Source organism: Vibrio sp. YT-19(2023) (genome assembly GCF_033337395.1).
The window spans coordinates 13,166-26,210 of the sequence record NZ_JAWOQN010000012.1 but is presented as its reverse complement, the minus strand read 5'-3'; the positions used below and the strand labels follow the sequence as shown (position 1 = coordinate 26,210).

Below are 13,045 nucleotides of genomic sequence, written 5' to 3'. Positions count from 1 at the left end.
GAAAGGCTTAGCGTTGATATGCTTTAAATTGGTTAGTCAATGGATCGTACTGATAACCGAGCATATCAAGCTTGCCGACTACAGACTCTACATCCATCTCATACACTGATACTAACTCGTCAAAACTGTCGCACTCTAAACGTAGCTTTTCGTTGACGATACCTAGCAAAATAGTGCTGTCCAGATTACCTACATTGCTTAAATCCATCGCGACTCTCCTCTTCGACAAGGTATATAAACAAGCGTAGTAGTAATCACGCGAATTTAAAGTGAGTGAGATCTAAAACGTGATCACCTTATACCCAAGCATCAAGAAAGCACTTGGATATAAGCCGTCTAGCTTTGTCTTTAGAGTAGAGGTTAAGCCGCGAGAGAGAATAAACCTTGGAGGCTCGTCATCGACGCGAGTGCTAGCAACAAGGCAACGCTCAGTTGCACCTTTTCTGGTTTCTTATGCGTAAAAATATGCCAACACCACACAATAATTGAAGAAATTAACATAGCTAAAGACAGCAAGATTGGCTGTGTTGCAGCGTTCAGTGCAGCTTCATTTAACTGGTAAGAAGCAAACAACGTTGCGATGACTAATAGCATTCCAGACACAATGCCCGTAACTGGTAAAATACGGTGAAATGCCTGTAATCTGCTGCGAGCTATCGTAAGCAGCAATTGAGAAAATGACGCCCCAAGGAAAAATATCATTAGCGCTATCGCTATCGATGCTGGCCAGCTTGATTGCTCAAATACTTGAATACTCACATACGCAAAGGCCAAACCATTCGCTAAATACATCGCCCATAGTGGCCCTTTTTCACGCGTTTTCTTGGTTTGAACCTGAGAATAGAAGTAGAAAATAGCAAACACGATCATAAATGCTTCAATGCGAAGTGACGCAACAGCGAGCCACAATACAGCTACTGCTGGCAACATTTTATGAAGACGTCCTCGCTGACCAGGACAAATATCGCCCTTGATTAGAAGCAAAGTCAGTAGCGCTTGTGCGCCAAATAGCATCGGAGGGAAAGTAACCAGCAATTGTTGAATCATGTTGAATGCACGCTCAAAAGTCATTTTGGGGGGCGATAATATCAAATCAACTATCGCCAAACCACCGAAAGTCGGCCCCCAAATGAGCTAAAACGGTAAGACAATTTTATTCACAGAGAAGCAAGATACTTCAACGCGTCTTCCTGCGTTAAAACTCCACGGTACTCTTCTTTGGTATTACACAGTACCCAAGGGAAACGAATGCCGGTTTTAACCAACTCTCGAATAACAGAGACAGGTAAATCCTCATCAACCAACACAAATTCGGTGCTCATTATCTGATTAACAGGACGTTTCCAAATTCGGCTTTCTCGTTCAGTTTCTCGCTCTGTTCCCATCGAAGGCGTTAGGTGTAAATTCACCGTCTCTTTCGTAATTAACCCAACACAACGATTTTCATTGAGAACAACTAAAGGCGAGCTTGGATTCAAATTCATGTACTCCACTGCCAAGGAGAGCGGTTCTCCAGGGTCCATAGACCTGACTTGTTCATGGCTCACAGATTGCAACACATCACTTTGCTTAGACTCAATCGCGATGTCAGAGAACAGATGCTCATAACTGTCCGCTTTATCCATCAAATCGACAGGCACGGCAGCAGAAAATAGAAAGCCCTGCATGTAATCGACACCGATTTCTGCCAATACTTGAAGTTCTTGCTTAGATTCCACGCCTTCAGCAACCACTTTTACATTCATTTGCTGTGCAAGCTCGGTGACCATTTTCACAATGTTATAGCTGGTGCTCCCTTTATGAATGTTCTTGATGAATTTTCGGTCTATTTTCAGTAAATCAAACTGCCCTTTTTCTAGATAAGAAAAAGAAGAATACCCAGTACCGAAGTCATCAATCGCGATCTCAATGCCCTCTTTCCGCACTTCCTCTAGAGCTCGAGTATGCTCCTCATCTTGTTCAAAATACGCGGTTTCTGTTAGCTCGATAGTTACTCGCTTAGAGTCTACACCACTGGCTTTAATCAAATCATGCGACCGCTGAAGGATCTGAAGAGAATCCAATTTCGTATTGAGGGAGCGATTGATGGTCACACCCACTTCCTCGCCATAAATTTCTTGTAAGCGCGGAAAGTGCTTCAACGCAGCTTGGCAGACCACATCATCAAGTGCCGCTATGAGTTCTAGATCTTCAATAATAGCGATCATCTTTTGCGTACAATACGCATCATTTTCATCATAGAAGCGTGCGAGAGCCTCGAACTTAACCACTCTTCCGGTTTGAACGTCGATAATCGGTTGAAAGTAAACGTCCACTAGCCCACTCTCTATTTGCGCCTCCAAAAACGCCTCGAGATGTTGGCGCTTCACTAATTCAGAGTGAAGTTCACTGTCGTAAAAGTTGAAATAGCTGCCTTCACCGGAAATAGAGGACAACATCGCTTGCGCTGCATGTGCTAGCGCTTGTCTTGGTCGGTTCGTATCATAGCCAAGGATTGACACACCAGTTTGGCCTTTAACGATAGTGGCATGCATTTTTGTGCCCATTTCATTTCTTAGCTCATTAAAGAACCCTTTCATGGCAATTTGGATCAAACGAACCGGGCTCAACCATTGACAATGAGGGGTCTGCAAGCATACGACAAACACGTCCCGAGATAACTGCCCCGCAATACTGGTGTAACGACTTCGCATAATAAAATCTGCAAAACCTAATTGCTGTTCAAGCAAGTATCTCTCCGAAAACTTGGGTCTGAGTGTCATAACAATGTTGAGTTCTTTATTTCTGCTTTCATTCGCTAAGGTAGCTAATTGGAGTTCAAATTCTTTCCTCGTCGGTAAAAAGGCAGCCTAATCATGCTGTTGTTCACAACGATTTTTCATCCACAACAACGAAGCAGAAATATCCGTAGAAAATCCCAGATAAAGAATTCGTCCAGAGTGAAACGTAAGTCGGTAAATACAAAGATGATGAGCTTGGTTGCTACCGTTTGCTGTTTTGCTCAGCAAGTTACCACACCAACATCCTTCATCATTAATTTGCTGCCACAGCTGATCATAAAACGCTTGGCTATGGTGAGAGGTACTGAATATATGAGTTTTAAGCCCAACCAGATCTCGGTTTTGATAGCCCATTTGTAACTCAAAGGCACGGTTACAACCTAAGATGCGCGTATCTTCATCGGCAACTAAAACGCCTACATTTGGCAAATCAAAAATCGTTTCGAGAATTTTCGCTAACTCCTCGCAACCAGTGATTGTTAATTGTGGAATGATAGTGCCTTGGATAATGCGCTTATTGAGCCTTTCAAAACTAATAGTAACGTGCACTAAGTTAACGTTTTTTAGCATCATGCAACAAGAAAACCGCCCCCGTCCGCCAAAGAGTCCCACTTCTAGAATTCGTTGTTTTAGCGTTTCTTGTTGCCCCATCAGCATATGATCAAACAAGTTATTTAGGCTGGTTATTGGCGTACTTATCCCAAATGCCTTTGCCATTCCTTGCTGATCACATTCGAACTCGCGAGTATCAATATCGTAAGACCACTCTATAACAGGAGTTAGACTGGAAGTCGTTTGCATTTTTGGATGCACTGTTGTCGTAGATTCACTCATACCCTAGCCCCTTTTTTTGTAATTAGCCCAAGGCTCAAAATTCACAGTCAATTCGCGACATTCCAGTTGGGACCTGCCGATCCTCTTTATAGATGGATTGTGTCAACGATAAGCCTATCGACTTAGAACTATTTCCAGAGCAGCTCAGCCTTTTGTATTTAATATGCACCAATTTGATTATAGGCTTTACCCCATATAAGCACACCATTGCTTATACTTTGTATTAAGATTGCGACATTTTTCATGAACCGATCTATAACCATGAGGCTTTCAAGGTGAAATTAGACAGAAAATCGCCGATAGAGCATTGATATTTTTACAAACCAAATAAAACTCGATGAACTAAGCTGGAATAGATGAGTTTGTTATAGATACCTGATAATCAAATCGCTATAATTCGCGCTCCCTGGAACAGAGAGCAAAATATGACCAATAACATCACTCCTATTCATGAGTACAAAAAATACTGGGCAGAGTGTTTTGGTACGGCACCTTTCTTGCCGACCAGTCGCAAAGAAATGGATGCCCTAGGATGGGATAGCTGTGACATTATCATTGTAACCGGTGACGCTTATGTGGATCACCCAAGCTTTGGTATGGCTATCATTGGCCGCCTGCTAGAAGCACAAGGTTTCCGTGTCGGTATCATTGCTCAACCAGAATGGCAAAATAAAGATGCGTTCATGCAACTTGGTAAGCCAAATCTGTTCTTCGGGATCACTGCGGGTAACATGGACTCCATGATCAACCGATACACCGCGGATAAAAAGCTTCGTCACGATGACGCGTACACACCGAATAACGAAGGTGGTAAACGCCCAGACCGCGCGACTTTGGTATACTCTCAACGTTGTCGTGAGGCTTACAAAGAAGTACCTATTGTTTTAGGTGGTATCGAAGCCAGCCTACGCCGTGTGGCACACTACGATTACTGGTCAGATAAAGTTCGCCGTTCTGTACTGTTTGATGCAAAAGCAAACATCCTACTTTTTGGTAACGCAGAGCGCGCACTTGTCGAAGTAGCACATCGCATCGCAAACGGCGAAGACATCAGCACCATGACCAATATTCGTGGTACTGCCGTGAACTTGCCAGCGGCGCCAGAAGGCTACACGGTTATTGATTCTTCTCGCATTGAAAAACCTCGTAAAGAAGCGTTCGTACCAAAGAACCCATACGAAGTAGAAACTCAGTGTGAAACTAAAAAAGACGAGCCAGTTGCACAACCAATCACAATTCGCCCATCACGCCACGATGCTGCGACGACTGCGGTCCGTTTACCTTCGTTTGAAAAGCTAAGAAACGATCGCATTCTTTATGCGCATGCAAGCCGTGTACTGCATTTAGAAACGAACCCGTACTCTGGTCGAGCGTTACTTCAAAGCCATGGTGATCGTGAACTTTGGGTAAACCAAGCTCCAATTCCATTGACGACCGAAGAGATGGACTTTGTGTTTGGCCTGCCTTACGCGCGTGTCCCTCACCCTATGTACGGGAAAGCAAAAATTCCTGCGTACGACATGATCAAGACGTCTGTAAACATCATGCGTGGTTGCTTTGGTGGCTGTTCTTTCTGTTCGATTACCGAGCATGAAGGTCGAATCATTCAAAACCGTTCGAAAGAGTCTATCATCAACGAGATTGAAGAAATTCGCGACAAAGTTCCAGGCTTTACCGGCACAATTTCCGATCTTGGTGGCCCGACTGCAAACATGTACCGCCTGGGCTGTAAAGATCCAAAAGCGGAAGCGAACTGTCGTCGTCCTTCTTGTGTATTCCCGGGCATCTGTAACAAGCTAAACACAGACCACAAACACACGATCGATTTATACCGCGAAGCGCGTAAAGTTGAAGGCGTGAAGAAAGTGATGGTTGCATCTGGCGTACGTTACGACCTTGCGATTGAATCACCAGAATACGTGAAAGAGCTCGTGACTCACCACGTGGGCGGTTACTTGAAGATTGCACCGGAACATACAGAGAAAGGTCCTCTTGATCTAATGATGAAGCCAGGTATGGGTACGTACGATCGCTTTAAAGAGATGTTCGAGAAATACAGTGCAGAAGCAGGCAAGAAGCAGTACTTAATCCCTTATTTTATCTCTGCGCACCCAGGCACAGAAGACGAAGACATGCTGAACCTTGCTCTGTGGCTGAAAAAGAACAACTTCGAATGTGACCAAGTACAAAACTTCTACCCTTCGCCAATGTGTAACGCAACGTCGATGTACTACTCAGAGACAAACCCTCTGAAACGCGTGAAGTACAAAAAACGTGAAGATGTACCTGTAGCAAAAGGTGAACGTCAACGTCGCCTGCATAAAGCGCTGTTGCGGTATCACGATCCAGCAAACTGGCCAATGATCCGTGAAGCCCTAGTCAGTATGGGTAAAAAACATTTGATCGGTGACAAACAAGGCTGTCTCGTTCCTGCGGAAGACATTGAAGCACAAACACCTGCGCAACGTCGTAAATCTGGTCGTCACGGGGCAAACCGCTTTGCAACCAAACATACCAAAAACCAACCAGGCTTCGGTGGTCATTTGAACAAACGTTCTGAAGGCGGTTCAAAAGATGGTAAACCATCTGGCAACCGTAACGGTTCGGGTAAAGCTACAGGTGGTCAACGCCCTGCAAGCAACGGCCAACGTCCTAGCGGCAACGGTGCAAACCGCCCGGCAGGTAGCAAGCCGCAAGGCCAAGGTCGCCCACAAGGACAAAGCAAACCAGCTGGTCAACGTAAACCAAAGCGTCGCTAACTCTTTAGCACTTAAATACTAGAAAGGGCTCCAGAGGTAACTCTGGAGCCCTTTTGTTTTGTCGGCTCATTGAGGCATCACTCACAACTAAAACTTTGATTCAATCAATACAAAAAATGGTAAACACCAACCAACTTATTGGAAAAACAAACAATTATTTGATTGACGCAAAACCATAAAAATCTAACTCATTGATTTTTAACTGCTTTATTTTTGGTGCGATATTTGCGTAATAGAATAAAACTCTTAAACATGGGCTAACGATGAATAATCCACTTCCCCCAAAAACTTCTATGTTCTGGTATGACAACAGCTATACCTATGAGGAGGCCGTTCAGGCATTTGAAAGCGATGGTACACTGAAATCGCTGAATATCGTTCCAACCACGGAATCCGATGATCTTGCTGGCTCACCCCCAGAGCGCAGTATGTTTTGGGAGGGAGAAACAAAAAAAATCGATCCGCCACCGCCGTCTGAACCAGAGCCTCTCAATTTAAAAACTGAGAAAGAAGCAACGGAAGCATCACCTGCGCACTTTATCCCAGTCCGCTATGCCATCGATCAGCTAGAAACAGAAGAGACACAACCTTTTGGTTTGCCTGAAGAATGGAAAGGGCAAGGCCCAGCCAAACTCAATACCGTTGGTTACACCCTGCGTCAACTGCGCGACGGTTGGCTGTATGTCTATGATGCAATCAACAAAAGCTTAGACGAATACGAAATCAAAGGAACGCAATTCACGCTCTATAAGTTGGGAGAATCAGAAAGCCCAAAATCAGAGCAGCGTGGGACACCACAAGATGCAAAGCCCTTCCTTACTTACGTCAACGGAAGCGTACTATCGATTTGCTTCTCTGAGCACCGGTGGACATGGCACACGTTCATGCGCGTACTTAACAATCCGAGTAATCATATCGATCGCATGCAAACCATTGTTCTGTCCTCAAACGAGAATCAGCACAACATTGCACCAATCGATAAGTTAACCCAAGTCGCTGATATTGAATCTTCTGCCGTCGATGATGGTCGCTTTGCGGATTCTGGCGTCGCCACCAAAGCAGATGAAGATGGTTCTGTCTTTAAACCTGTCGCAGTCGAAAGCGATTTAACCTCTGCGATTCCAGAAGAAGAATCAGGCTACTTAGTCGCGATAAAAGATTACGCCGCAGACATTCAAGATATGTCGCTGCATTTTGTTGGCGCTGCAAGCCCCTACCGTCTTTTCACTGACCAGTTTTCAAACCAGTGGAACTTGATGCAGACCGCTATGCAACTGTGCATGTTCGGGGCAAGTGACGAGATAGACATGCCAGCTAGCGTTAAGCGTAACGGCGAAGAGCTGTCGTTTTATACCGACATGGCAGAATATTATGACTCCTCTAGTCAACTCGACTTGGCAGAACAAAACAAAAGCTCAGTTCAATCAGGCTATCCTGCTAAATTTTCCGCCGGAGCGATTGAATCACACCAACATACCCAAAGCGACATTGCCAAAGCAATACAGGACAAATATCGAATTTCTGCAAGCCGATTTGGTAAATACGAACAATGGATAGCGACTGAACGCTGGCGTCAGCAGCTCAACTGGAAGCAAATGCTGAGCGAGATGCAAGAGCTGTCAGAACAAAAAGAAACCATGCTAGCCCAAGTGGTTTCGGTCAAACGCGACTTTATCGCAGTAATGGAGTCCTTAACGCCGCATCATCTCGAAAGAACCTTCGACCTATACAGCGAAGACACGCAGTACAGCTTGTATCAACTACACAAGCAAGCGGTTGAGTCATTTACTTTGGTGATACAAGAAGAAGACCGCCAATGGGCTGAAAGCCAATGGGAGAAACCAACCAGTTTACTTGCTCTCTATGCCTCTGGGTTTAGTCGTAGTTTATTTAAAGTGATGGAGAAGAATATTACAGAGGCGCTTGATGAACAGTCGATCGTCTCAGAAAATCCTGATCCTGATAATCAGTTGATGGACCAGATATCTGATACCAGCAACCGCGTGAATATGTACTCTAAGATCATGGACTTTGTTTCCAACCCAAACACTGCGGAAACAGCCTTTCTCAAAGATATCGCCAAAGGTTTCCAAGAGCTGGATATTATTTTTAAATCTGCAATAGGTGCGCTTGCAAAAGGCGTTGTAGAGTTTGGCGTTAGCATGACCTCACAAGTATCAATTTCGCTGATGCCTGTTTTCGCTAAACCTCTGAACCGTCATAGCTATTATTTATTTGCCGTTATTGCAGAACATATGGCACACAACATGCCCGTAACAATAAAAGAAGGTTACGCTCGCGATTTTAAAAAATGGAAAACACGCGTAAATGATTATCTGATTAAGCTCGAAAAAAACGATGCAATCATTGCTGACTTCCAGAAAAATAACCGCAAAGCTGACTCTAAATACACAACAGCTTTAAAAAATAAAAAGACTATTAAGAAGGCTCTCGCTGTAGCTACATTGGAGTACCCGCAGTACATTGAGTTACCTGATGATCTACCTCAAAGAACCATCGAGCTTAGAACGCGGATCGTGATGAATAAGCTCAATGATTTGAATAAACTGTTCGAGAATGCCGGTGGTCTAGGCTTTCTGGCATTAATATTTAACTGCATCGCGCTTGGTGATGCCATGAGCAGTATTCAAGACACGGGGTTAATGTCCTCAGATGAATTTTTGGATATCCAGCAAAAGTTATTTTACACAGTCAACGCTTGGACAGGTGTTCGTACAGGTAAGTTATGGGAGAAAGTGAAGGGTGAACCTAGGTTAAGGTCACATTCATATAATGTCTTAAAAAAGTTAGTGAATAGAAACGAAGATACCTTTAAAAACTTAAACCTTGATGACCTAAAGGTATTCAATAAATGGCTAGCAATCACAGGGGCTTTAGGTGCGTTAGCTTCGGGTATTGAGGCTTACCGTTCTTGGCAGAGTGCTGACAAAGTTTATGGTCAAGAAAAATATCTGCATGTAGCAAATACCCTAGTATTAACAGCAATGTCAGCTGTCGGTATATTCCAAGTATACGGAGGGTTAACTGGACAATTTGCATTAAACTTATCCTTTGGCGGGCCTATAACGGCCGGCCTGGTTATTCTCACGATTGCATACCTGGCCATCAATTATAAGTTGAATAAACTGAAACAAGATGATTTCCAAAAATGGTTAGATAAACTGCCTTGGGGTTATCACCCGACTCGCACTCAGTGGAGCCAATCTTCGAGCTTACCCGAAAGAGAGAAGCATAATTCAGCATTGGTTCAGCAAGCGCTGTTTGACTTACAATCTATTATTCAACAGCCTACGGTATACCATCAACCTATTGAAAAAGTACAAGCTTACCCAGGTTACACACATCGTGAGTTAATCGGTTTGGAAGTGCATATTCAACTGCCAAGGCGTGCTGCAACGAATGGTATTACGTTGAGAACTAACAGCAAGGCAACAGAAGATGATTTGATGTCAGGCTCGTGGCATCAAAACGCAGATTTAGTCACGCTACAAACTCAAGATCAAGCGAGCAAAGAATCACTGGTGTACAAAGTAACCTTGCCAATTGAAGAAGCAGATCATTACCTTGCAATGCAAGTAGCTTACGATGTGGAAGATGATGCCCCTGCTAAGCGTGAGTATTGGTTCCAAAACGGCATAAAACAGAGTGCAACTTATGGCATTATTTCAGACAATATCAAACAAGACATAATTAAAAAAACACTCACCCCCGCTGTTGGCACACTAGGTTTTCAGGAGTAACCCTTGGCATATTCACCGTTTTATATCACCCCAGAAGAATTGGCGGTTTATCAAGAAGCACAAGAGCAAGAGATTCTCAAAGGGGACAATTTAACAACATGGCATAAGTATGATGTAGAAGAGCCATTTCGCTACCATTACAAGTTAACGGCTTTGCCATTTATGAGCTTCTTATTTGTAATTGTATTTTTGACACACTCAAGTGATACGCTTGTCGTGACCTTTTTTGGCCTTATCTTGTCAGTAATGATGGCCGGGATCTTTTATCTTACGATTGGCCTCGACTATCGCTATGACTATATCTTTTCTGACAAAGGCTTTGTGATGAAGAAGCGTCGCAACATGCCTAAGTGGGCGAATACCGCCACACAAGCCGTTGGCTGGATCGGTGCGGTAGTTTGCGTTTTGATGGTAGCGGTAGTTGGCCCGATGGCGTTAGCTGGAGCGGGCGCTCTTATTTTATTCTCATTTGGTATGTTAAAACGCAAGCCCGATGAACCAACAGAAGTGAGAATTGGAGAGCGTGAAGATTGGTTGTTTGCCGACTACAACAAAAAGCGCAAAGTGATCCAGTTCTACTTTAAGCACGATAAGTGTGAATATATCGATATGGAACACAACACTATTGTCCGTTCACATAGTAGATCTGATTGCTACGTATTTTTCAAAACTGAAACGGACTTAGAATCGATGGTCAATCAGCTAGCCACGGAATATAAGCTTGACTGTACAGAAGTCGCCGACCACAAAAAGCTATTTGAAGCTAAGCCAGAGGCTAGACTGTTTGGTACGCCAGTTTGTTATAAAGAATATCAAACCGATGAGGTATTTGATTTAAGGGCGTCAAATGCCCCGCTCCCAGAGCGAGAGTACCTATATAACGGCAAGTGGCAAACCGAGTCTGAAATCGAACAATCAAAATCTGAACTAACGGCAGCCAAGGTATAAACCTTGGCTTGTTTACCTTTTTACATCCCCCCATGAAAAGCTTTAGGTTTACTCTGATGTACAAAAAGAAAAATTGGTTCAGATAACGAATTTTTAACTCGAGGATAGGATAGTAAGCCCGAACCTTTCTATCCTCAACTAAACACCCATTTTGCACTGAGTAAATAGTTACTCACCATGCCTGCCAATATGCCTAAGATCAAAGCCAAATAGACCATCACCCCTTGCGTTCCTAGCGCGAGCGTTACGCCTTTGAACACAATAAAGTTAGGCAAAGCACTGATAAAGGCACTCGCCATAAATTTTTGCCATTGAGCGAAAGGGTTGGTTTTTTCTGCTTGAGAGAAAGTCAGACAGCGATTGCCAAGCCAAGTCGTGGTTGCCGCAAACAAAAATGCAATCCCACGAGCCAGCATCAGCTCGAGACCAAACCAATGGAACAACACAGAAAAGATAAGGGTGTCGACCATAAAGCCGACACCACCTACTAGAGCAAACCTTGTTAACGAAGCAAACCTTTCCAGCGAAGTAAATTTTGGTAATTTGCGCATTCCGTTATCCAACCACACAGGTGTAGAGTGAGCGTTTCGATTTTGCTGTGAACTCGTTGGTACAACTCAACGCATTTTCATGAATCATGCTATCCACTTGCTGCGATTTACCAATCAGGTGGAATTTCTTCAGATTGTTTAAGTCATTCTTATCTTCAAGCTTTTTCGCATGACCATGACTATAGAACTGGCCTGAGAACGGGCGCTTACCAATATAAAAGACCGGAGCGTTGTCATTAATTTGCGCGAAGATGATGCGGTCGCTGCGACTGTCTGCTTTGCCCATATTCAAAACCAACATCGCAATCATAAGCAGGGCTGGCAACACCGCTGCCGTTCCGGTCAGCCATTTGAAATCGTGTTTATCCACCAGCATTGCAATCAAGATCCCCAATGCAGGCACACCCGGTAGTACGTAAGCAGGCAAAATATTCCCAGCCATGGTGAACAAGATCATTGGTGAAATCAGCCAACACATCAGGAAGCTAAACAAACCTTGATGATCGGTTTCAATGGCTTTGAGCACCGTACGACGTTTCCACGCCAAGATAGGCAATACGATTGACCAAGGCGCAGCCGATTGTAGCCAGAATACCCAGATCATCCCACGTGGTTGATCATGAGCAGAGCCATACAGGTCCCCTTCCCAACCGCTGACAACAAAACGCTTAAAGTGCTCGCCAACAATGAAGTAATCAATAAATCCAGGCGTCGCCATTTCAGCCATGATGTACCACGGTAGAGCAATCGCCAGCATGAGCGCCAACCCCGACACAATTGGAAAACGCTGCCACAAGGCTTTGAAGGCACCGAAGAAACCATGCTGAATCACGAGCCAAGGAAACACTGCGATACCCATAATCACGATCGCCACTGGACCTTTTGCTAACAGCCCGCAAGCCAAGCCAAAGAAACCGAGGTAACACCATAATCGGCTGTGTTTGTCTTTGCCAAGCCAGCAATAGTAAAAACCAACCATCGCCATCGTCATGGCCAACGTCAGTGCCATGTCGGTCATCACCGCACCCGCCGCAATTGAAAAGATGCCACACGTCGCCAGTACCAACGCTGCGATGCCAGCATTAAAGCCAGCGCGATACGCCATGAAAGCAACAAAAACAATCGTCGCAACACCCGCCAACCAATGAGGCGCGCGCACTGCAAATTCATTCAATCCAAACAGCTCAATGCCGTAAGCACTCATCCAAGTGAACAGGGGTGGCTTCCCCCAGAAAGGCACGCCGTAATCAAACTGTGGGGTAAGCCAATTGCCGGTTTCCACCATTAAGCGCGCCATTTCGCCGTAGCGGGCTTCCGTGGTGTCCATCAAAGGGTAAGCGGCAAGTGAAATAAGACGGAGTAAAAGAGCAAACGCCAACAACAACCACAGATGGGTTTTATTAATACTCATG

The 13,045-nt window shown here is 44.4% G+C and carries 7 protein-coding genes and 1 pseudogene; 3 read left to right on the top strand and 5 right to left on the bottom strand.

What is annotated here, in order from left to right; all coding sequences use genetic code 11:
• Window positions 1-7 precede the first annotated feature (7 nt).
• From R7E78_RS10975 to R7E78_RS10965, 3 genes and pseudogenes are all read right to left on the bottom strand, one after another.
• Window positions 8-208: a DUF4250 domain-containing protein gene (locus R7E78_RS10975; protein WP_005376762.1), complete on the bottom strand. Its 201-nt coding sequence runs from the start codon at window positions 206-208 to the stop codon at window positions 8-10.
• 152 nt (window positions 209-360) lie between these two features.
• Window positions 361-1,071: a hypothetical protein gene (locus R7E78_RS10970; RefSeq protein WP_064376491.1), complete on the bottom strand. Its 711-nt coding sequence runs from the start codon at window positions 1,069-1,071 to the stop codon at window positions 361-363.
• 86 nt (window positions 1,072-1,157) lie between these two features.
• Window positions 1,158-3,614: pseudogene (locus R7E78_RS10965) on the bottom strand (EAL domain-containing protein).
• Window positions 3,615-4,039: 425 nt separating this feature from the next.
• On the opposite strand from R7E78_RS10965, the gene R7E78_RS10960 reads away from it, so the two are divergent.
• The 3 genes from R7E78_RS10960 (at window position 4,040) to R7E78_RS10950 (ending at window position 11,082) form a co-directional block, all read left to right on the top strand.
• A complete protein-coding gene (locus R7E78_RS10960; protein ID WP_318057880.1) occupies window positions 4,040-6,373 on the top strand; it encodes a YgiQ family radical SAM protein in 2,334 nt (777 codons plus the stop codon).
• A gap of 263 nt (window positions 6,374-6,636) precedes the next feature.
• Window positions 6,637-10,134 (top strand): T6SS effector BTH_I2691 family protein, encoded by a 3,498-nt coding sequence (locus tag R7E78_RS10955; RefSeq protein ID WP_064376493.1) that lies wholly within the window; start codon window positions 6,637-6,639, stop codon window positions 10,132-10,134.
• Between the two features lie 3 nt (window positions 10,135-10,137).
• The gene (locus tag R7E78_RS10950; protein WP_064376494.1) at window positions 10,138-11,082 is read left to right on the top strand and encodes a hypothetical protein; all 945 of its coding nucleotides are present in this window, start codon (window positions 10,138-10,140) and stop codon (window positions 11,080-11,082) included.
• Between the two features lie 134 nt (window positions 11,083-11,216).
• On the opposite strand, the gene R7E78_RS10945 is transcribed toward R7E78_RS10950, so the two are convergent.
• Window positions 11,217-11,633 carry a GtrA family protein gene (locus tag R7E78_RS10945; RefSeq protein ID WP_031781328.1) on the bottom strand — a complete coding sequence of 139 codons (417 nt, stop codon included), beginning with the start codon at window positions 11,631-11,633 and terminating at the stop codon, window positions 11,217-11,219.
• A gap of 4 nt (window positions 11,634-11,637) precedes the next feature.
• A complete protein-coding gene (locus R7E78_RS10940) occupies window positions 11,638-13,044 on the bottom strand; it encodes an ArnT family glycosyltransferase (protein ID WP_064376495.1) in 1,407 nt (468 codons plus the stop codon).
• Between the last annotated feature and the right edge of the window lies 1 nt (window position 13,045).

What these genes read in the sequence shown, in the direction of transcription:
- R7E78_RS10975 (WP_005376762.1), bottom strand. Translation starts at nt 208, where the DNA reads ATGGATTTAAGCAATGTAGGTAATCTGGACAGCACTATTTTGCTAGGT.
- R7E78_RS10970 (WP_064376491.1), bottom strand. Translation starts at nt 1,071, where the DNA reads ATGACTTTTGAGCGTGCATTCAACATGATTCAACAATTGCTGGTTACT.
- R7E78_RS10960 (WP_318057880.1), top strand. Translation starts at nt 4,040, where the DNA reads ATGACCAATAACATCACTCCTATTCATGAGTACAAAAAATACTGGGCA.
- R7E78_RS10955 (WP_064376493.1), top strand. Translation starts at nt 6,637, where the DNA reads ATGAATAATCCACTTCCCCCAAAAACTTCTATGTTCTGGTATGACAAC.
- R7E78_RS10945 (WP_031781328.1), bottom strand. Translation starts at nt 11,633, where the DNA reads ATGCGCAAATTACCAAAATTTACTTCGCTGGAAAGGTTTGCTTCGTTA.
- R7E78_RS10940 (WP_064376495.1), bottom strand. Translation starts at nt 13,044, where the DNA reads ATGAGTATTAATAAAACCCATCTGTGGTTGTTGTTGGCGTTTGCTCTT.